Source organism: Nitrosomonas sp. Nm166 (assembly GCF_900112825.1).
Taxonomy (GTDB): domain Bacteria; phylum Pseudomonadota; class Gammaproteobacteria; order Burkholderiales; family Nitrosomonadaceae; genus Nitrosomonas.
Genome location: NZ_FONE01000023.1, coordinates 28,317 through 48,958, shown reverse-complemented (window position 1 = coordinate 48,958; position 20,642 = coordinate 28,317). Strand labels below are relative to the sequence as shown.

The 20,642-nt window shown below is 43.2% G+C and carries 24 protein-coding genes and 1 pseudogene; 13 read left to right on the top strand and 12 right to left on the bottom strand.

Annotated elements, in window-relative coordinates; genetic code table 11:
- Positions 1 to 740 precede the first annotated feature (740 nt).
- From BM021_RS08165 to BM021_RS15230, 6 genes are all read right to left on the bottom strand, one after another.
- Complete coding sequence (locus BM021_RS08165) at positions 741 to 1,112, bottom strand: hypothetical protein (protein WP_090720548.1); 372 nt, start codon at positions 1,110 to 1,112, stop codon at positions 741 to 743.
- A gap of 121 nt (positions 1,113 to 1,233) precedes the next feature.
- Entirely contained in the window at positions 1,234 to 1,437 is a 204-nt protein-coding gene (locus tag BM021_RS08160) for a hypothetical protein (protein WP_143074316.1), read from the bottom strand.
- Between the two features lie 117 nt (positions 1,438 to 1,554).
- Positions 1,555 to 1,869 (bottom strand): hypothetical protein, encoded by a 315-nt coding sequence (locus BM021_RS08155; RefSeq protein WP_143074315.1) that lies wholly within the window; start codon positions 1,867 to 1,869, stop codon positions 1,555 to 1,557.
- Between the two features lie 683 nt (positions 1,870 to 2,552).
- A complete protein-coding gene (locus BM021_RS08145) occupies positions 2,553 to 2,957 on the bottom strand; it encodes a PRC-barrel domain-containing protein (RefSeq protein WP_090720544.1) in 405 nt (134 codons plus the stop codon).
- 221 nt (positions 2,958 to 3,178) lie between these two features.
- Positions 3,179 to 3,418 carry a hypothetical protein gene (locus BM021_RS08140; protein WP_090720543.1) on the bottom strand — a complete coding sequence of 80 codons (240 nt, stop codon included), beginning with the start codon at positions 3,416 to 3,418 and terminating at the stop codon, positions 3,179 to 3,181.
- 189 nt (positions 3,419 to 3,607) lie between these two features.
- Positions 3,608 to 3,862 carry a hypothetical protein gene (locus BM021_RS15230; protein ID WP_143074314.1) on the bottom strand — a complete coding sequence of 85 codons (255 nt, stop codon included), beginning with the start codon at positions 3,860 to 3,862 and terminating at the stop codon, positions 3,608 to 3,610.
- An 812-nt stretch (positions 3,863 to 4,674) separates the two neighbouring features.
- Between BM021_RS15230 and BM021_RS08135 the strand changes: the two genes are divergently transcribed.
- The 5 genes from BM021_RS08135 (at position 4,675) to BM021_RS08125 (ending at position 6,049) form a co-directional block, all read left to right on the top strand.
- Complete coding sequence (locus BM021_RS08135; protein ID WP_090720542.1) at positions 4,675 to 4,857, top strand: hypothetical protein; 183 nt, start codon at positions 4,675 to 4,677, stop codon at positions 4,855 to 4,857.
- 40 nt (positions 4,858 to 4,897) lie between these two features.
- The gene (locus BM021_RS15525; RefSeq protein ID WP_177186338.1) at positions 4,898 to 5,062 is read left to right on the top strand and encodes a hypothetical protein; all 165 of its coding nucleotides are present in this window, start codon (positions 4,898 to 4,900) and stop codon (positions 5,060 to 5,062) included.
- On the top strand, positions 5,059 to 5,223 hold the full coding sequence (locus BM021_RS16605; RefSeq protein WP_371116276.1) for a DUF6475 domain-containing protein: 165 nt from the start codon (positions 5,059 to 5,061) through the stop codon (positions 5,221 to 5,223). The genes BM021_RS15525 and BM021_RS16605 overlap by 4 nt, the downstream gene beginning before the upstream one ends.
- A gap of 93 nt (positions 5,224 to 5,316) precedes the next feature.
- Positions 5,317 to 5,520, top strand: a complete 204-nt coding sequence (locus BM021_RS16600) for a DUF551 domain-containing protein (protein ID WP_090720541.1) — start codon at positions 5,317 to 5,319, stop codon at positions 5,518 to 5,520.
- A gap of 295 nt (positions 5,521 to 5,815) precedes the next feature.
- Complete coding sequence (locus tag BM021_RS08125) at positions 5,816 to 6,049, top strand: hypothetical protein (protein ID WP_090720540.1); 234 nt, start codon at positions 5,816 to 5,818, stop codon at positions 6,047 to 6,049.
- 342 nt (positions 6,050 to 6,391) lie between these two features.
- Here BM021_RS08125 and BM021_RS08120 read toward each other — a convergent pair whose 3' ends face one another.
- A complete protein-coding gene (locus BM021_RS08120; protein ID WP_090720539.1) occupies positions 6,392 to 6,694 on the bottom strand; it encodes a hypothetical protein in 303 nt (100 codons plus the stop codon).
- Positions 6,695 to 6,784: 90 nt separating this feature from the next.
- Positions 6,785 to 7,084: a hypothetical protein gene (locus tag BM021_RS08115; RefSeq protein WP_177186337.1), complete on the bottom strand. Its 300-nt coding sequence runs from the start codon at positions 7,082 to 7,084 to the stop codon at positions 6,785 to 6,787.
- Between the two features lie 415 nt (positions 7,085 to 7,499).
- On the opposite strand from BM021_RS08115, the gene BM021_RS08105 reads away from it, so the two are divergent.
- On the top strand, positions 7,500 to 8,537 hold the full coding sequence (locus BM021_RS08105) for a VanZ family protein (protein ID WP_090720537.1): 1,038 nt from the start codon (positions 7,500 to 7,502) through the stop codon (positions 8,535 to 8,537).
- 38 nt (positions 8,538 to 8,575) lie between these two features.
- Here BM021_RS08105 and BM021_RS08100 read toward each other — a convergent pair whose 3' ends face one another.
- A complete protein-coding gene (locus BM021_RS08100) occupies positions 8,576 to 8,962 on the bottom strand; it encodes a RidA family protein (protein WP_090720536.1) in 387 nt (128 codons plus the stop codon).
- A 116-nt stretch (positions 8,963 to 9,078) separates the two neighbouring features.
- Here BM021_RS08100 and sbcB point away from each other — a divergent pair, with 116 nt between their 5' ends.
- The 7 genes from sbcB to BM021_RS08070 all read left to right on the top strand — a co-directional run bounded on the left by sbcB (position 9,079) and on the right by BM021_RS08070 (position 18,227).
- Positions 9,079 to 10,500 carry an exodeoxyribonuclease I gene (gene sbcB / locus BM021_RS08095; protein WP_090720535.1) on the top strand — a complete coding sequence of 474 codons (1,422 nt, stop codon included), beginning with the start codon at positions 9,079 to 9,081 and terminating at the stop codon, positions 10,498 to 10,500.
- A 163-nt stretch (positions 10,501 to 10,663) separates the two neighbouring features.
- A complete protein-coding gene (ilvA, locus tag BM021_RS08090; protein WP_177186336.1) occupies positions 10,664 to 12,175 on the top strand; it encodes a threonine ammonia-lyase, biosynthetic in 1,512 nt (503 codons plus the stop codon).
- A 238-nt stretch (positions 12,176 to 12,413) separates the two neighbouring features.
- On the top strand, positions 12,414 to 16,121 hold the full coding sequence (locus tag BM021_RS08085) for a chemotaxis protein CheA (protein WP_256207842.1): 3,708 nt from the start codon (positions 12,414 to 12,416) through the stop codon (positions 16,119 to 16,121).
- 116 nt (positions 16,122 to 16,237) lie between these two features.
- The gene (locus BM021_RS16105) at positions 16,238 to 16,528 is read left to right on the top strand and encodes a response regulator (RefSeq protein ID WP_256207841.1); all 291 of its coding nucleotides are present in this window, start codon (positions 16,238 to 16,240) and stop codon (positions 16,526 to 16,528) included.
- 220 nt (positions 16,529 to 16,748) lie between these two features.
- The gene (locus BM021_RS08080) at positions 16,749 to 17,036 is read left to right on the top strand and encodes a hypothetical protein (protein WP_143074313.1); all 288 of its coding nucleotides are present in this window, start codon (positions 16,749 to 16,751) and stop codon (positions 17,034 to 17,036) included.
- Between the two features lie 198 nt (positions 17,037 to 17,234).
- Complete coding sequence (locus BM021_RS08075; RefSeq protein WP_177186335.1) at positions 17,235 to 17,393, top strand: HNH endonuclease domain-containing protein; 159 nt, start codon at positions 17,235 to 17,237, stop codon at positions 17,391 to 17,393.
- 126 nt (positions 17,394 to 17,519) lie between these two features.
- Positions 17,520 to 18,227, top strand: a complete 708-nt coding sequence (locus BM021_RS08070) for an MEDS domain-containing protein (RefSeq protein WP_090720531.1) — start codon at positions 17,520 to 17,522, stop codon at positions 18,225 to 18,227.
- A 178-nt stretch (positions 18,228 to 18,405) separates the two neighbouring features.
- Here the strand turns inward: BM021_RS08070 and BM021_RS08065 are convergent.
- The 3 genes and pseudogenes from BM021_RS08065 to BM021_RS15225 all read right to left on the bottom strand — a co-directional run.
- Positions 18,406 to 18,558 (bottom strand): annotated as a pseudogene (locus tag BM021_RS08065) (transposase); the annotation flags it as partial.
- A gap of 198 nt (positions 18,559 to 18,756) precedes the next feature.
- Positions 18,757 to 19,776, bottom strand: coding sequence for a glycosyltransferase family 2 protein (locus BM021_RS08060; RefSeq protein ID WP_090720530.1), 1,020 nt, complete (start codon positions 19,774 to 19,776; stop codon positions 18,757 to 18,759).
- Positions 19,777 to 20,304: 528 nt separating this feature from the next.
- Positions 20,305 to 20,571, bottom strand: coding sequence for a hypothetical protein (locus BM021_RS15225; protein ID WP_143074312.1), 267 nt, complete (start codon positions 20,569 to 20,571; stop codon positions 20,305 to 20,307).
- Between the last annotated feature and the right edge of the window lie 71 nt (positions 20,572 to 20,642).

The window sequence follows — 20,642 nt, the reverse complement described above, 5'->3', positions numbered from 1 at the left end:
CTCAAGTTGCTCCGTTCCACTTGCCTTCCGTGCCATGATGACCTCTACCAAAGGTAAAGGCTTATATTATTACTGTTTCTATCTGTAATTGGAATAAGTCCCTCACATCGTCTTCCAGATACAATCCTAAAAAACGCATCACGTGCAGATTCGAGTTCGCCATGTCTTCCATCGACTCATCTACTCAACCACCGTTCCATATCCCCACCAGCAGCATCTTGAACAGTAGCAATCCAGGATAAGCCGGCGACCGGTGACATCCGATGCTGGCGAATAATGCTGTGCTATCGCTTCTTCTATCGGTTTCCAGTCAATCAATTCAGCTATCTGGTTTAGAAACTTCCTTTGCGGGTACGGCGCGTGACATCAAATTCTGAAAAACTCATGGCGATTACTACAATTACATGATTTAAAACATAATTATATCATTCCATGCAATTGAATGCACTTTCTGCCGTGCAAAGGTCTCGAGAAATATTAAATCGCGATGGCTGTTCTGAAATCCAAAAGAAGGGATTAATACAAGGGCCCGGCAAGGTTCGCGAGGCCTGCCGATCTGAGAGCATGAAGCACTGATTGGCAAAAATATTAATGCGAAGTTAAATTAAACTTAAGGATTTTTTAGATGTGATAAAAGTAGAAAAATCCCAACAAAAACCCGCCGGAGCGGGTTATGTTTGGTGTACTTCTCAAAAAAGAATTAACCTATTCTTTATATTAGGTAATTGAAAGTTTCTAATTTATTTCAAAGGAACAGGCTTCTGTGTTTCTAAGGGGGAATCCTCTGCAGGATCGGCACGGGGCCCATCTGAGTGCACTTCACGTTTTTCCTCGACGGTTTTTCCGGCTCTATCTTGATCTCGGGGTTTAGCTGATTCTGAGGTGTGCGCTGAATCTTCTCTATCATGCAATTTCTCTTGCACCTTGTGAGTACCTAGGGTTTCTGCTTGTTTATCTACTGTTAAATTTTTGTTTGACTCAGACAACTCGTCAAATTCTTTATGCATGGCATCTTTTTTTTCTTTATCATACTCCGCAAAGACGGAAGTACTCATAATAAAAAATAAGCTTATTATCAGAAGCATTAAAAACGGGCGGATAGTTGCTAACATAATATTCTCCTCATGACTTAATCAAAAAATTATTGTCTGCTTATTGCCAAGTCCAATCAGTTCGATATCAAACTTAAATAAAGAAAACAAAAATCTACCGCAGCGAATTTGAGTACAAGATTTATATAGTAGGGATATCCTCAACAATTACCAATTGATAATCTGATCGGCTGTTTCTATTTACTTTCTGCTCAGCGATGGCATTTTGCCATGCTGCGTTGCAACAATCTTCCTCGGATAGGTTGAAATGTTTCTTAAATTCAATCCAGTATTCAGCAATAAAACGATCAGTATTTTTGTCTTTGATCTGTATTCTCTTAATCATGTTAATTCCATTTAAATAAAAAATTATTTCTTTATTTGAAGTGGATATCGGTACGGTCCCTAACAATGGCGGAAAACCCGCCGGAGCGGGTTTGAAATACATGAACATCAAACCAAATTAATTTCTCGAAGATGATCCACCAGATGTACCAGTACCGGCTGAACCAGTTCCTGAGTCTGAGGATCCGCCTGTATCCATTGAGCCTGATCCAGAACCTGTGCTACCTGGTCGATGTCCTTCAGGGTGAGTTCCACTTTTATCAGAAGATTTTAAATCTTTCTTTTGTTCGGATTGAGATGGATAAGGCTTAGGAGCATTATCTCTATCATCCACTTTATTCTGTGTTTGGGTATAGTCCTTGTCCGCCGCAAATACTGATACACTTATAAGCAGAAACCCGCTAAGAATGGAAGCAAGTAGAGTTTTCATCATGGTTCTCCTTTTATAAAATGAGATTTCATAATGTCAAATAGTAGCTCATCAGTCTGTACGCCATAGCACATGGGGAATTATCTTGTTAACTCCTGATAACAAAAAAACCTGCCGAAGCGGTAAAGATTCGGCAGGTTGCGTAGGAACTATGTTACTGATTGAGGTAAGGTGGCTTGTGTGAAGCTAATTCGAGCTTCAATAAAAATAAATCCTGTGCTATGGATTACTTGGATTTACACCTGAAGGGCTGCTGGGATTAAAAGCTGATGGATTAGGTGAATGTAGGCTCGTAGGACGATCTGGATTAAATCCAGACGGTTGAGGAGCATTAACGCCAGAGGGGTTAAAAGGGCGCCCCGGGGCAGGTAATCCGGAAGGATCACTTGCATTGCTCCTAGAAGACCTATCAACTTGGGAATCAATGGATCTCTGTACCGATTCGTTCTCCATGATGATGCTAGACGTATCACTTTGACCAAAAGCCGAAACATTGCTTAATAAAAATATTCCACTGATTACGCAAGCCCATGCAAAATGTTTACTTTGAAACATGCTAATTCTCCTCTATAAATTAATAATTACGACAATTATTTCTAACTGTACGTTCGTTATCACCTTTTAAAGAATAAAAAACCCGCCGGAGCGGGTTAATCTTTTAAGCAATTAATTTATTGTATAGTCTCTTACACAGATTTTCTATCGGAACCATAAAACGAGCTAACGGTATTCTGCCAAGAAGGATCTGCCATATCAGGCCAGTCATCTTTATCAAATCCAGGAGCAGACTCTAATTTTTCTTTAGCAACGTCAAGAGTAAACCGCTTATTAACTGTATCCAATTTTAATGAATTCCAAGGTACAGCAAAAAGCTTATCAGCCATACCCAAAAAGCCTCCAAAAGATAGAACTGCGTAACTGACCTCACCGGTATTCATGTCCAGCATGATTTCTTTTATGTCGCCCAAATCTTCACCTTGTAAATTATAAACATCATTACCAAGTAAAGTATCTGCACCCATCAACCGAGGACCAGGACCTTTGTCATTATCTTTGTACATACCATAAGTATCACGCTCAATATAACTCATCTTTGTCTCCTTTAAATTCAAAAAATAAATACATTTTTATTTTGATAAAAATTTGAAAAAGAATCGGTGCGTTTACTAACATCAGAAACTCCTAGGTATTAAGCTGATCTGGTCTATGTGGCGGGAGAACAAGAGCCGAGATTATAAGACTGAATGGAATGAGAGTTGGTTATTGTTCCATAAAAAACCCGCCACAGCGGGTTCGATGGTTTTTATGTTTTTTAAAAAGGTAATACTGAAGAATTAAGGGTTTCAAAGTATTTTTTTGTTAGTTCTTCAGGAATTTTATTTTTATCATTCTCTTCCTCAATGAATAATTCTTCATCATTTTCAAGTAACTCATCATCATTTTCAATTAACTTATCATTATCTTTAACCAGTTCATCGTCTTCTAATATGGAGTTCATGCTTGGAATGATCTCTTCTAGATTTCTTGCTGTCTTTGCTTGCAATGTCATCATAATTACTTCAGTGTTAAAAGGTCAGTTATTAAAAAGTTGCATATTATTCTTCATTGCTGAAGAAAATATCTGTTAGTTATCACACATAAGGAATATTAAATATTTATTGCAACAAAACCCGCAGAGCGGTAGGTGGTTAGAATGTTAATTCTAATTGGAATGATAAGCTTTGCATCCGTTGATCAACCATTAATATGGTGAAGGACCTGAGCCAGTAGGGGCAATTGGATTAATACTGCCGCGATAGCGGGGAGGTTGCCCAAATGATGGGGGTACAATACTTTTTGTAGGCTTCTCTGGATGTGCCTCAGTCGTACTTGTAGAAGAATCTGGTTGTTGTTTTTGTGATGAGTCGTTGTCCTCCTTTTTATTCATGGTATTACAGCCGCTAAATATAAAGGCAGAGCTAATAATAAGCGTGATAAAGAAATTTTTCTTGACCATAATAATTGCATTCTCAGTTTAAAAAATGAACGATTAAATTATTGCACGAGTATTTTGATTGTCTGTACGGTAGAGTACCTGAAAATATAAATCCGCCGGAGCGGGTTTGCCTGAATCCAGAAAAGGATGAGCGCTTAACCTTTGGGCATTGCTGCTATGAATTTCTGCGGTCAGTGCGATCCTTTGATGTACGTATGTGACGAAACATTGCACGCGCGTCCTGACTGAAAAGCTCCAAGTGATGAAAAAGCAAAACTCGTCGAGGCCATAAAAAGCGCATCCGATGTACTGCACAAAGCAATGAAAAAGCTTAAGTATGTGGAGAGTGATTAAAGATGTCGCTCAATTTCCTATAGGTGATCGAATATCGCGCCCAGCGCAGTCGAGTATGCGTAGTTGGATGGTTGGATTTATTTATAAAACTGAGAATGAGAATGAAAATCATTTGCATAATTTAAAGATATTAGGTAATATGCTGATTACAAGTTTTACCTCCCTAAAAAGCTTGTGTCTATTACCCGGATTGCATTCTTCCTCTTTTTGTATTCCGGGTAATTTTTTAAATCCTATTACTCTTTTTTCATTTTGCCCAGTGTGTCTATACTCACTCAGATTCACTGGGTTTTTTATTGGCCTAATAAATGAAAAGAGCCTTAGGTTATCCTGTAGAAGAGCGGTATTTTTCAGGCACAAGGGCTGAAGGTTCAGCTATGTACTACCAGTTCAATATCTGTGATTCCAGATGTGAGTAAGAACGTGATGGATACGCATGCCAGTACTGTGGTGATCATCTAACACAAACCATTCTTCAGTTGATCACACTAAAAGATTATGAGAAATTTCGTGAACGGTTAGCTGGGGGTTATGGATTTTATAAAAAACAAATCAGTGGCTTTGCTCCGGATGTTTGGTGGAATGCGCTGAAGCCGTTTGACCTACCGGCGATCATCCAAGCTTTCAACCAGCGCGTGGTCAACACTAAAGCAGGAAAATGACTTACTAAGACTGTGACATTATCCGCATGCTGCAGGGGCCATGCAAGACGCTATCTCCTGGTGGCTTGGGCAAAGTCGACTGGTGGTGTACTACAAGGGCACGTATGCCAATGTGGTTTTTCTGGATCCTGATCCATCGCGTCTTGCACGACATGGGCAGGTGGAGCTCGCTGGCCGAAAACCGAAGAGGAATGGCCATTCGTGACGCGCGAGTTCGAAAATCGCTGTCGCGGATTCAGGGAGCGTAGCGAAATACCAGCTTATCCATCGATTCTGACCGGCATTGTCAACGCACACTACGAACGCCAGGGCCTTTCGCTGCAGCTGTACGTCATGGATCGGTGGTGTAAGCACTTTGTTTTGTGAAACCAAAATCAATCGATTTAACTCGTACTTCATGGACCAGCAGGGATGAGGCTGTTACACGCAGGAAATGTTTAGCAAAGATGAGATTGATTAATGCAGATAAATTGGATCAAGTGCAAAGAGCGGATGCCTCCGGATGATGACTCAGACATTATTGTTTCTGATCAAGGTAGATATTATATATTACCAAGTTACATGATTAACAGAATGCGCCGATCAGCAATTATGAATGGGTACGAATGGATACCTTACTCAGATGAAGCCTGGAAGGGATTGTTGAATAAGCGACCACCTTAATATCCATAAAGTCAAAGAACGAGGTTACTGGTGTGTTGTTTGTGGCCGGCTGATAGAACCAGAAGTTTATGGGTACGTTTATGTACATGACGATATGCTGCGCCCTTCCATAATGACATTTGATGAGGATAAAAATCCGCAATGATCAATAAATCTACTTTGTAGTACCTGGGTAAGTGTTGATTCTGCATTGGATTGGGCTGCTAAAGCTGCAATTATTAATATCATTGATGAACCATCAATTAATGAGATGTGTTGAAAATCAACAGCCTCATCATGTCAAAACGATCTTCTTATGGGATTGACGCCGCAGCAAGCTCATATGCAGGCATTTAAGATATTGCATTACGCATCAGAATGGGGTGACAAGGCATATAATCAACACATACGAGCTGAATACTGTCAATCAGAAGAAATAGAAGTTTTGATGCACCGAGTTTTATCGACATGCTTTATTCTGGCGGCGTACATCAGCCCGGGATCAGAAAACTGGTCAAGCAATATCTGGGATGTGCAAGTACAGGTATAAGGAATTACGAGAAGCTCTCCCTGTCAGATGTTTATAAATACAAGAATCAAGTTTATTCGGTATCGATAAAATTCATCAGAGAGTAATGAGTGATCTTGATATTAAAATGGTCGAAGTAGCGAGTAGGTTTGGTCGTTGGTTCTTATCAAGCTGCTTTTGTTTAGTTTAATCTGAGGAATAGTTCATGATCAATCATTTAAAGTTATTTTTGATTACTCTAATTATGGCCCTTTGTGTTTATGGTATTTATCTATTTTATGAATCAATAGTACTGGATGCTGTGCATACAGTAGATAATAATCGATGAAAGAAACCGCTACATGAGCGGGTTAGTTTAACTTGTTAGTGAGTTTTTGGATGGCTGCTGGGGTCCGCAGGTTTCTTTGGTTCATCACTTGTGGGAGAAGTAAGATTTTTAGACGTTCCAGACGGTGGTGGAGGAGCACTTAAATTCCCCTCTGTGTAGTCTCTCCGATTAGATTTATCATTAGGAGAATCTGAGGAAGGAGCCGATAACGAATGATATTCTTCTTTTTCATTTACTTTGTTCAACTTATGGGATTCAGAAACGGCATAATTGATAGTTAACAAAATAGCCATACCTGTAGCAATTAACGATAGTAATAATTTCTTGAATTGAATCATGATCATACTCCTAAGGCAATAAATAGTGCATTTAAATTATGTCCTCCGATGATTTTTTGCTCAGTTAGTTAACGCACATTAGAATCCAAGTTAATCGATATCCTTTAATTCCAACAATATTATTTGATTTAAATGACCCGTATCCTTTGGGCGCATCGGGCCGACATCGAACAGACTGGAATCGGCAGGCTTCTTGACGCGCGGCTCATCCATTTGCTTGCTAGTCTGAAATAGCAGCACGATATTGCAGGCTTCATGGGTTTTACCGTTCCAAACCAGCTCCACCTCACGCTTGCCTTCGAACAGCAAAAAGCGGTATTTGTTTGGCAGCGGCTTGTCAGCTTCAAGCCGTTTGATGATGTCGCGCTTTTCGTGATCCGTTAATTTCATTCTGTTGGTTACTCAGCTCAGTAGATTATTATCCGGTAACGGGCGTGAACACGACCCCTGTCAGTTAGCTGTATGGTAGCAATGATGTCGAAATGGTACAGGCACAGAAAGAGGTCATAGCACTTGACGGCAAAGCACAGGATGCGTTTTACTTATGCGTTGCCACAGCAGTTACTCATCAATTAACTGAAAGGAATTCATTCGATGAAAAAGCTTGTCATTATTGCACTCATCATTTTTATCGCTGGATATATCGCCTTAATGGTTCAATATTTCTAAATTACAGAAACGTTGAAGCCCTGCCTGGTGGGCCGTAATGTAGGCATGCAGCAAAAGACTGAGATGGGATATTTTGTATCTCCTGATCCTCAACACCTCATAAGAAACCCAAAGTAATAAGCGCCATATTTCCTGTATGCCTTTATTAAAAACAAATATTTTTATTTTCTTTTTTCTGACAGTTACAACCTCTGTTTCCCTTGCTTTGGTTGATCGATATCAGCAGGTAGGACCTGATTTACTAACCGATCACTGGATTACCAGGACGTCAGACAACAACTGGATTAATATCTCAGAAAATGAATTAAACCTGTTTTCCAGTAATCCACAAGCCGGTGCCATCGTTTATCAGAACCTTCCTATCATTGAACCTGGTTCTGTCTTATTTTTTTCCGCCGAGATAAAGTGCGACAAGGTAGTGCCAGGTAAAAGGCCATGGAATCTGGCAAGGCTTTCACTAGTGCAAAATAACGGGAAAAATGATCGCTGGGATCTGCTGCATGCCATTGCCATGCTCACGGGTACGCATGATTGGCAAAGCTATCACAACTTTTTTTACATTACCCATGATACTCAAGCATCGCGTGTTATTGCAGAATTAAACCACTCTACGGGTTCGCTGCAAATAAGAAATCTTCAACTTTATCCTGTGAATGAAACACAGACGTATTTATGGATCAGAGAAGTCATTCTTTTCTCATGGGGCGCTTTTTTTCTGCTATTGGTCGGTTCGTGCCTTTTTGCAGAAAAAAGATCCGTTCTTTTTCGGGTATTACTAGCTTCGGCCTTTGTTTCCATCGTCATTGGAACAAGCCTGCCAGGCTACATGAAAGAATCGGTATTGCATCAAATCGAATCTCAAATTGATACAGCCAACCCTGTGTTTAGGAATCTCGCGCCATGGGATTTAACCAAGGTCTGGCACGCATGCATCTTTTTCTTATTAGGAGTGGCGCTTTGCTGGATGATGAAAAAGGTGCCTTTTACTCAAATAATGGTGATTATTTTGATGATGGCCGCCGGTACTGAGATTGTGCAATTGTATATCGACGGCCGAACGCCTCTTGTTAGCGATTTTTTCATTGATGCGGCAGGGGGCCTTGCCGGGATCGCTTTGGTCAGGCTTTTTAGCACAAAGGAACAGTTGGCTATTCAAAAGCAAAGTAATTATTGATTTTGAATACAGTGATAACTAATGCCGATTCCTGAAAATCAGGTTTCTGCCCGATAAGCCGTTACCTGAATTTCGATCTTCATGCGCGGATCGGACAATCCTGCCGCGAGCATCATCGCAGACGGTCTGATATCGCCCAAATACTTGCGCATAATCGGCCAGCATTTGGGAAAATCCGCTGCATCCGGAAACACGTAAGTAACCCGCACCACATCCTTTATGCTTGAACCGGCTTCATGGAGTGCTGCTTCGATGTTTTTAAAACATTGTTCTGCCTGTTCCAATAAATCGTCAGAAATGGTCATTTTGCTGTAATCAAACCCTGTCGTGCCGGATACTAAAATCCAGTTGCCTTCAACCACTGCGCGCGAATAGCCGATTTCCTGCTCAAATGTGGAGCCTGAGCTGATAAGTTTACGTGCCATACTACTTTATCCCTTATTATTTGATTTAAAGAATTTTGCATAATATACAACTATAATTGCGCAACGACTACTTAAAGTGAATTCTTGGCTGTTGTTTAATTTAATCTAAAACCCCAATGTCCATAACGCTTTACTGGCATGACTATGAAACTTTCGGCGCTGACCCCAGGCGGGACCGGCCCGCTCAGTTTGCCGGTCTGCGCACCGATGAAGCGTTGAATGAAATTGGCGAGCCGCTGGTGATCTATTGCAAACCGCCGCGAGATTATCTGCCCCACCCGGAAGCCTGTCTGCTCACTGGAATTACGCCGCAAATCGCCGATGCACAAGGATATTTGGAAGCGGAATTTATTGCGCGTATTTATGCGGAATTTGCGCAGGCGAGTACTTGCGGCGTTGGTTACAACTCGTTGCGTTTTGATGATGAAGTCACGCGTTTTACCCTCTACCGTAATTTCTATGACCCTTATGCACGAGAGTGGCAGCAAGGGAATTCACGTTGGGACATTATTGATCTGGTACGTATGACGTATGCGCTGCGCCCAGCCGGTATCGTCTGGCCGCAGCAAGAGGGACAGCCCAGTTTCCGCCTGGAAGATCTGGCCGCCGCCAACGGTATCATGCATGAATCCGCACATGATGCCTTGTCCGATGTGCGCGCCACCATTGCATTGGCCCGCCTACTGCGTACGAAGCAGCCTCGCCTCTACCACTGGCTTTTTCAATTACGCGATAAGCGCCAGGCAGCAGCCCAGCTTGATTTAGTCACTCACAATCCTGTCTTGCATACCTCGCGCATGTATCCGGCCAAGACCGGCTGTACCACGCTGGTCATGCCGTTGATTACAGAACCAGGTAACAATAACAGCATCCTGGTTTACGATCTGCGGCATGATCCCAAATTGTTCCTGTCACTGGATACAAACGAACTCGGTCAATACCTGTTCACCCGCAACGACGAACTGCCTGAAGGTATGCAGCGGCTGCCTGTCAAATCGGTGAAAATTAACAAATGCCCGGCACTGGCCCCTCGGAATACATTAAATGAGGAGGCTATTGAACGCATAGGGCTTGATATGGATGCGTGTTACCGGCATTGGCAAACATTGTGCGCACATCCAGATTTTTTCCAGCGCGTGGCAACCGCATATACCCGCCGCACATTTGGACCCTGCAGCGATGTCGATCTGGCCTTATATGAAGGTTTTTTTAGCAATGCGGATGTTTCATCATTGGCGCAGGTGCGCCGCGCTTCCCCGCAAGATCTGGCAAGCATACCATTTGGTTTTCATGACTGGCGCCTCCCTGATCTGTTGTTCCGCTATCGCGCACGCAACTGGCCGTCAACATTGACGCCAATTGAGGCTGAACGCTGGGAGCAGATACGTCTGCAGCGTCTGACACAAGATGACGGTGGAAATATGACTTTTGCCGCATTCTCTGCACAGATTGCTTTAATGCGTGATACGTATACGGATGAGAATGCTTGGCGGATGCTGGATGCGTTGGAAGCATGGGGTAAAAATTTAGAATCTTGAATTTAGATCATACTTATATCGCTCATTCTCAGCAATCACAGTGGACAAGCCTCCGCAGCTTCTGATCATGATAGAATTTACTGTTTGCTTATCGATCAATATCTTAAATGCCTGATTTGGATTTGAATACCTTAATATCGTTTAGATTCGCCCATGTATTTTTATGAAAAACAATTATCTTGAAAGAATATTGACCGCTCAGGTGTATGATGTTGCAATCGAAAGCCCTCTGGATCATGTCATCAATTTATCTGAGCGCATTCATAATCAGGTATTGTTGAAGCGGGAAGATTTGCAGCAGGTTTTTTCTTTCAAGCTGCGCGGCGCATATAACAAGATGATCAAGTTATCGCCTGCGGTACGCAATCGCGGGGTGATCGCGGCTTCCGCCGGTAATCATGCACAAGGCGTAGCGCTCGCTGCCAGGAAATTGAATTGTAGCGCCACCATTGTAATGCCTGTTACCACGCCGCAAATCAAAGTGCATGCGGTGATGGGGCATGGTGCAACGGTTGCATTACATGGTGATTCTTATAACGACGCTTATGAACACGCGATCACACTAGCCAAAGAAGAGCAGATTACCTTTGTTCATCCCTATGATGACCCGGATGTGATTGCCGGCCAGGGAACGGTTGGCATGGAAATTCTGCGTCAGCATACAGGCGCTATTCACGCCATTTTTGTACCAATTGGCGGCGGGGGATTGATCGCCGGCATTGCAGCTTATGTGAAACGGTTGTATCCAAAGATCAAGGTGATCGGTGTCGAGCCGATCGATGCGAACGCCATGTACCGTTCGCTGCAAAGCGGCCGCCGTGTCAAACTGGCGCAAGTGGGTTTATTTGCGGATGGTGTGGCAGTGCGTCACGTGGGCAAGGAAACCTTCCGCTTATGCCGCGAACTGGTCGACGAAGTGATTCTGGTCGATACCGATGCTATTTGCGCGGCGATCAAGGACGTGTTTGAAGATACGCGCACGATTCTGGAGCCTTCCGGCGCGCTTTCGATCGCCGGCGTCAAAGCGTATGTGGCGCGTGAAAAAATCCTGCATAAAACACTAGTCGCTATTGCCTCCGGCGCGAATATGAACTTCGACCGCTTGCGCCATATTTCCGAACGCGCGGAGATCGGTGAACAGCGCGAAGCAGTGATGTCGGTGACGATTCCAGAGCAGCCCGGCAGTTTCAAGAAGTTCTGTAATTTACTGGGTGCCAAAAGTATTACCGAATTTAACTATCGCTACGCCGATCCAAAAGTAGCGCACGTTTTTGTTGGCGTATCGGTGCGCAATCAGGAGGAAACCCAGCAACTGATCAGCGAATTAAAACAAAGTGGTTTGGCGACCGAAGACCTAAGCAACAATGAAATGGCTAAACTACATATCCGCCATTTAGTCGGCGGGCGGGCGCATAAAGTTAACAATGAAATTCTTTATCGTTTTGAATTTCCCGATCGTCCTGGTGCATTGATGAATTTCCTGAACAACATGAGCCATAACTGGAACATCAGTCTGTTTCATTATCGTAACCATGGCGCTGACTATGGCCGCGTATTGATCGGTATTCAGGTGCCGCCGGAGGAAAAATCCGACTTCAGAACATTCCTGGAGCAATTAGGCTATCGCTATTGGGAGGAAACCAAGAATCCCGCTTACAAATTATTTCTTGCCTAATCATTGCTTATCTAGCAGAAACTTCAGCACTTAAAAGACCTTATTTTTCAGGTTTTATTCTGTTTTTGACTACCAGCTTGAGCGACTATGCTGTCACTCGCCAAGTCGTTGCCATTAAAGAATTCAAGCATCGATAAGCCCTTTTTGAGTGCTGTGTCTGGAGAAGCCCAATGGAAGAACAATTTTCTAAATTAAGACTGACAACTGGTATCACTGTAATCAAAACCAATTTACCGTCATGACCGCTCGATCCAAACTGAATATTGCTTCGATTATTGGAATCAAGGAAGGTATTTATCAAATCTTCTCCTTAATTGATCAGAATCTGGATGCCTATAGCAAGCATCCGGATAAAATTACTCCGATCAGAGATTGCAAGCATTATATTCATCAACTGAACGGCTTGCTTGAAATGCTGAGATTAAGCAGCATTACGCTGGTCAGTGAGAAGATGGAACAGTTGATCGAAGCACTTCTCACTAAGAAAATAGCGTCCAGTGCCCAGATTTGTGAGACGCTGAAACAATCCAATAAAGCATTACTCTACTATCTGAATGAACTCATTGACGGCAAGGAAGAAAATCCGCTGCGCCTGTTTCCGGCTTATCGTGAATTGATGCAGGCATATGGGTTCGAGAACGCCCCGGAAAGCGATTTATTTTTCCCCCGGCTCACGGTAAGCCCGGCGCTGAAAGCTGAATCAGTGCATATGAATGCCGATGCAATGAAGATTTCAGCCAAACAGATGGGTGCCGAATATCAGACTGGCTTGCTCAAGTGGTTGCGTGATCCATCTAATAAAGATGGCTTGCAGCAGATGGCAGACGCAGTGAATCACATCGAGACATTTCCCGGCACTACCGAAGAACGGGCTTTCTGGTGGGTAGTGGCTGGTTTTCTGGAAAATCTGCTGCAGCAAGAAGGCGATCAAATTGAACTCCCGATTCGCCGTTTATGCGGAAAAATTGAGCAAGCCATCCGTCGCCTTGCTGCGGGCACACCTGACAGTACCGCAACACTGATACGCGAATTGCTTTACCACATCGCGCACAGCGAATCAGCCAGCCAACGCATTACTGACATCAAGCGCAGCTATGCCTGGCCGGGACAGCTAGCAGAAACAGATACGCTGACACTGGAACAATCGGAAACATTGCAGCCCATACTGGACCAGTTGCGTAATATCCTGATGCAGACGAATGATATCTGGCGAGAATTTTGTACAGGACAACAGGAAAGTCTGACATCATTACTGGAATATATCGACTGGCTTAAACATTTGTCACAACAAACCGAATGTGCGCCATTAGAAAAATTAATCAATATCATTAGTAGCACTGTCACTGATTTGCATGCCCATCCTCAGGACATGAGCGAAGAACTGATTATGGAAATGGCTACCGCTTTGCTACTAATTGAAAGTATTATTGATGATTTCGCCAAGTTATCGCCGGATCTGCCACAGCAGATTGACGCCCTGGCTTCTCGCTTGCACCAGATCACGAACCAAAGTGCCGGTGAATATACGCTGGCATTTAATGCGATAGAGAGCAGAGCGCAGGAAAAACTATTACTCGCACAAGTTGCTCAAGAAATTCTGACTAATCTGGGACAGATTGAAAATATTCTGGACCAATTCTTCTTTGAGCCTTCCAAACGCTCAGAATTATCCGCACTTTCCACCTTATTCCAGCAAATTTCCGGTGCCTTGGTCATGCTGGATCTGGAGCGTGCCAATACCTTACTGGATCTTTGCCGAAGTCTGATAGAAAAGCTACTGGAACCCTCCTATGAAATCATAGAGGCAGAGCAAATTCTGCTCGTGGACGGTTTAAGCAGCCTCGGTTTCTTCATTGAGTCGCTCAAAAGCGGACAATCTGACAGCGATCAGATTATCGAAGAAGCCATCGCGTTATTTCAAATCGCTTTGCTACCTAAAACAAGTGCACTGGCGACATCAATAACCACTACTGCAGAATCAATTAGCGAAACGCAAACTGATACACAATTCATCCCTGAAGATGTACACCAGACTGCTGTTGAAATTCCACCTGAAAAACCAGCAGTACCCATAGAATCAGCAGCTGCTGCAGCGTTCTTTAAGCCTCTATTACCTGCGCAATCTGGCCTGGATGTGGAAGATCAGATCAATCAAGAATTACTTCCGGTATTTCTTGAGGAAACGCAGGACCTTCTTCCACAGATTAATAGTAAATTACGCGCCTGGCGCATGTTGCCGCAGGACGAAGACATTCACCGGACGTTACTGAGGCTGTTGCATATCTTGAAAGGCAGCGCCCGCATGACTGGGGATTTACACTTGGGTGCATTGATTCATGCCATGGAAAGTCACGTTGAATCAGCTTTCCGCAAACATCATATGCCCGATTCAGCGCTGGATCAGTTGGAGCGTGAATTTGACATCATCATTAGCAAGATTGAGCAGCTTCAGCGCAATAAGCTATCGCCGACTGCAGCCAAGCAAGTTGTAATAGCTATGGCTGCTCACACCTCGGACAACATTGATCCGCTTCAATCAAAAACCTTACGCATTAATTCCGAGCTCATGGATTCCCTGGTCAATGATTCCAGTGAAGTCATTGCTTTGCGTTCAAAAATTGAGGCGCAACTCAATCACTTTAAACAGTCGTTGCAAGATCTGGCTGAAAGTACGCACCGCTTGCACGACCAGTTACGCGAAGTGGAGATCCAGGCGGAAACGCAGATGCAATCGCACCTTGCGCAACAGCATGAAAACGAGCATGCGTTTGACTCGCTCGAATTTGACCGCTTTACCCGCTTTCAGGAGCTGACACGGCTGATGGCCGAAAGTATCGATGACATTATCACCGTGCAAGAGAGCTTGCGCACGACACATCTTGTTGCTGAAGAAGCGATCATGCAGCAATCCATAATCAACCGCCATCTTCAGCAGTCTCTGCTGCAAATCCGCGCTATCCCATTTAGCAATTATGCCGAGCGCTATTACCGCATTGCCCGACAAGTAACGGAAGATTTGGGTAAAAAAGCCCATCTGGAAATCCAAGGTATGGAAGTTGAAATCGACCGCAATGTATTGGAAGAAATTAATCCATCGCTGGAACATCTGCTGCGTAATGCAATCGCGCATGGCATCGAAGAACCGGCGCAGAGGCTACAAACAGGAAAATCGCAGACCGGGCAAGTTACTGTCCATCTGCGCCAGGAAAGCAATGAAGTGGTCATTACCGTCAGTGATGATGGCTATGGCCTGAATTTGCCGCGTATTCGCGGAGAAGCGCAGCGGCTTGGCTTGATTCAAGCAAATGAAGCGCTCGATGATGACAAAACCATGTCGCTGATCTTCATGCCAGGCTTATCGACAACGGATTCCATCACCGGAATCGCTGGCCGCGGCATTGGCCTGGACATCGTGAAGAATGACATTTCGATGCTGGGCGGCCGCATCAGTGTTCAATCTGTTCCCAATCAAGGAACTACTTTCACGATTTATCTGCCGCTCATGCTGTCTATGGCACAGACACTGATGGTACGTGCCGGAAAACAAATTTATGCCATTCCTGCCTTCATCGTCGAACACAATCGAGAATTCGATTCTGAGGCCTTCAAAAAGCTTTACCAGGATTATCGCGTTGCGTTTAATGGAAAAACATATCTGTTTTCTCATCTGTCCCATTTATTGGGCGAGTTCAATCATATTCCAGTCACTCAGCGCAGTCAGGTATTGTTTCTGCATAGCGGCACCCATTATCTTGCCATACATGTCGATGAGCTGATCAGTAACACTGAAGTCGTCGTCAAACATGCTGGACCGCAACTTTCCCAGGCGCCAGGTATTGAAGGCGCCACCATTACCGGTGGCGGTGAAATTATTCTGATTATGAATCCGGTTAAGCTACTGCAACGCAATGATGCACAACAAGCGTTCCAATACGCCTGTACCTGAATTAGCTGTTTCCGCTCGAAAAAAACCGGTTACGGTACCTACCGTTATGGTAGTTGATGATTCATTGACAGTGCGTAAAGTAACTTGCCGCCTGCTGGAGCGCGAAGGCTGCGGTGATGATTGCAAAGAATGGTGCGGAAGCCCTCGAAATACTTCAGGAGACTACTCCCGATCTCATGCTGATCGACTTGGAAATGCCTAAACTGGATGGCTTTGAATTGATCAAGAAGGTGCGCGCCAAACCGGAAACAGCTCATGTTCCGATTGTCATCATCTCATCGCGTAGCGCAGAAAAACATTGGAAAATTGCTGAGGATCTAGGGGTCAATGTATTTCTAGGTAAGCCTTATAAAGAAAATGAATTGTTGAATCATTTGTCCAGGTTTATCAGAACATCCAGAAAATAAGAGGTCGCTTATAGCGCCCCTTTAACTGGGTGCATCTTCTGGTTGTTAGCGTCCAGAGTAAAAATCCCAATAACTATTTCGTTGCATATTCTGATAGCACCTTATAAAATAGTTAATAAAATCATATAGAAAGCATATAAGAGTGCGCCTATCGCCTGGCACTTTTTAGGGCAACTTCAGTTGGCTGGGCAATGAGGGTTGGCTGGTGATCAGCAGCTTTATGCGTTATCAAAGCGAGGTGCACATTTTTTTGTATTGCCTTGTTGATGAAGCCACTGTAGAGCGTATCGCAAATGTTGGGTTGCAGCCAAGTTACGTCAGCTTATGTATAAAAGCACTGCAGCGCATTCTGCCAGAGTTGCGCCGTGACGCGATTGCTTATGACAAGACCGTACAAGCCGCTGGCTTTGACATCACAGTCGACTCGCTTCAAATATTCCCGGCATCACTTTCAAAACCGGAAATATCTACCAGGATTCAGGTGAAATTAAGAATTCAGCATTCATAAGGAGTTATTGACTATGGCGAGTATCTGCAACGTTATGTTAGTTTTGGCAGCGGCAAACCGGAAGATCCAATTGAAAAATGTCACGACAAAATCGCCAACCCCACAGTGCAATCAGAAACGTAACCAACGGTTGCGAAAGAAATTGCGGGTATCTTGCAGATTATTGAAGAACTTGTAAGCCGTGATGACATTGAGAAAATGATTTTGTGGGAGGAACTTAGCAATAATGCTTCCGACCGGAAATGTCTCTATTCAGGTATCCCGATCAGCGCAACTATGCTGTTGAGTGGCGAAGTAGAAATCGAACACATCCTACCTTTTTCGCGACACTGGATGATAGTGGCCAATACCATCTAATAGTTATCCTTAGAAAAATTCAAGCGTTTCCCTGATATGCTCAACGTATTGAGTAAAATAAAATTGTCGATATCAGCGTATTGTCTAATTTTTAAATAGCTATTACTCCTCAAAGGTAATATAGATATGAAAGAGGTCTTTATGAACCAAACAAGGCAGTTAACAAATTCATCAGGCAATCATACTGTACAAATTTGTCTCAATGAGAGCTCTCAGGTTGATTTAGTAACAGGTTACATCAAAGATGGTTTACTCAATGAAGAAGCAGTTATTGTGATAGCTAAACCCGCATTGAGACAAATTTTAAAATCAAAAATGGATGCGCTTTGTTTTGATGGACAATTTCTTAAAGATCAAGATCAAATAAAATTCTTCGATGCTGAATTTCTGCTATCGAACTTAATATCTGATGGAATTCTTGAAGAAAAAGTGTTTCAGGAATATGTAGCAGCTCCGATATATAACGCTCAATCAAATTATAAAAAAGCACGTGCTTTTGGTGAAATGGTTGATATTCTCTGGAAACAGGACCAGCACGATATGGCTATACAGCTAGAAGGTTTTTGGAAGAATTTAACCAGTACACAAGAACTCACTTTTCTGTGTACTTATTCTCTGGATAAATTGGATCCTGACTCTTACGACAATGCATTAGAGCACATCTGTAAATATCATTCTCATTTAGCTCCTCAGGAAGATTCTTATTCGATAGAACCAGGAATGGGTGGAGTAATGCTGAGTGTCTTTGGAGAAGCTTGGAATCGAGTAATAAGTAAATTCTCAGACTCTCAAAAGATTTCAACTCAGATTCAATCTACCCCAACAATTACTTAAACTTGAAAAAATGCACTAGCTCAGATCATACAGTTACCGAATTGACTGGGCATCTGTGTCAGTTGATTTGATTCAAGTTTTTACCGTTCCAGATTTGTTTTACACTGAGCAAAGTCAGGGCATCGGCTGAGGTAATGGGTATTTTGGCAGCATAGAGCTTGCTACTCAGGAGTCTTTTGGAGGGTGGCAAATCATGCCACGGAGCTCCTATTCTTAAAATCTTGAACTCTATATTGATAAACTGGCGGTTATCTCGTGCCCATCCACCTCATACAGGTAGATGCGGCTCTAATAACGTCCATACTGCATCTGAAATTTCGTGCCTGAAAATGCCGTCGTGCCTGCGATACGCTGCATTTCATTGAAATCATGGCGAATCTTCTCATTAGAGCTGGTAGTTTGCCAATTACATCATTTTTGCTATTTTTTAACGACATTACTACACAAACATCACCGATCAATTATCAAAAATTCCGAATTTATAGCGCTTCTTAAAAATAGGAGGTTTTGCAAAAATCTCTCTGAGAATTTATTGGGATGTGCTATTGCCCGTGAGTTCTTGTGCATCAATAGGTATCGATGGATCGGGTATCGACCGCATAGCTCCAAGCACAGCAGCTATCACGTAGACATTCCAAGTGTAAGCAGATAGCAGTGCATCGGCCAAGCTTTTTTTTCTGATTGCCAAAATAGCAATTACACCCAACCAGACCAGGCATTCGGCGATAATAAATATTGGAATGAACGTCATTGCTTCCAAATACGCCACAATGAATGCAAATATTACTGCGGTCAGGTGGAGTATGGGGGCAGTAAATACGAACCACGTTTGGCGTACGCAAAACCGCCACCATGGCTGTCCAAACGCGGTACGAAGATACATGCCGTATGCGTGCATGCGGCGATTTCGCCATAATCGTTTCAGCCTTTGAAAATGACTTTCCGAGTGACCTGTGTGATACACCGCGACAAGTGGTAGTCGAACCAAACGCCAGCCGTTGGCTCTCAATCGAGCGCCAAGTTCCGCTTCTTCACAAGCCGGGAGCCATCGATGCGCAAGATAATTAACAGATTCAATGGCTTTACGGCGATAAAGACCACCTCCATCAAGTTGTCCCACTTCTTCACTTTGCCGTAATGCCGATGCGGCGGAGGCGCGCCGTTTATCGGCCAGGGTTTGTATATTGGTGTCAATTAATTTTCCGGCTACACCCGCAACATCAGGACTGGATTCAAGATAGCTTATCGCTTCTATTAAGAAGCCGGCTTGTATGACCATATCGCCATCCAATACATACAAGTATTCGCCATGTGCATACTGATAGCCCAATTGAACGGCGGATGCGCATCCGCAATCGGTCTTGTGAGAAAACTGAATAACCCTTACTGAATAGTGACGTGCAATTTCAACCGTCCGATCGCTTGAAAGTGAATCAACTAAGATGACTTCACCATCGCCAATTTTCTGTATCTCAGCTAAAGCTGCTTCTAGACAGTTGGCAATCAATGTTTCTTCATTGAACGCTTTAATCAAAATTGAAAGTTTCATTGCTTGTTATCCCCTGAAACAATGGAGATTTCATCGGAGTTTTCTTCCATAGCAGATACGATTCCCATACTGTTATACCTTTCCTTAAGCCTATTCCTTTTGATTACTGCAAGTTGCTAATTATTTTCAAAAATTGTCATTCTATGTTTTTCGAATGTTTCATGGTTGTACCAGATCGGATGCTGTGTACAGTATTGCCATTTCGAATCATAACCAATCCCGCTTTTTACTGGCTGTTCACATATGATTGATAGGAACCAATTTAATGTGAGAAAAGATTTGGTTTAATTGGCTGGTATACCAAATAAACTTCCACCTGTCCATTATCTTGAGATCTTTGCACGGTCAGAAGCAGGTTAGCTGTGCAGAGTGATATAATTTGGATTTTAAATCATGATATTGAACTAATTTCCACGAGTTTTTCAGAACTTAATGTTACCCGCCACACCTGCAAATAGAATTTCTGAATCCAATAAATCAATTGAACCTAAAAACCGCAGTTACCCGATATTCTAGTGTGCCCAAGAATTAACTTGTAATCCAGACTATGAGTGGCTGATGATTGATGCCAGCCACATCAAGACTCATCTGCATACCGTTGGTGGTAATCAAGACGTGAATCGCACAAAAGGGGCTCAACACAAAACCACACCTCGTGGATGTGTTTGGTATGCCGGTCAGAGTTGTTATTACGCAGAATATCGCAGCAGATTGTACCCAGGCTTTTCTCCTGATTGAGGGATTCAGCAGAATATGTGCTTGCAGATTGCGACTACCGATAACGATTGCTGTCATCGTGCAAGCCAAAACCCAAGGTATGAATCCTGTAATACCGCCTCGCGGAGTCGAGAAAACACAGAGAGAAT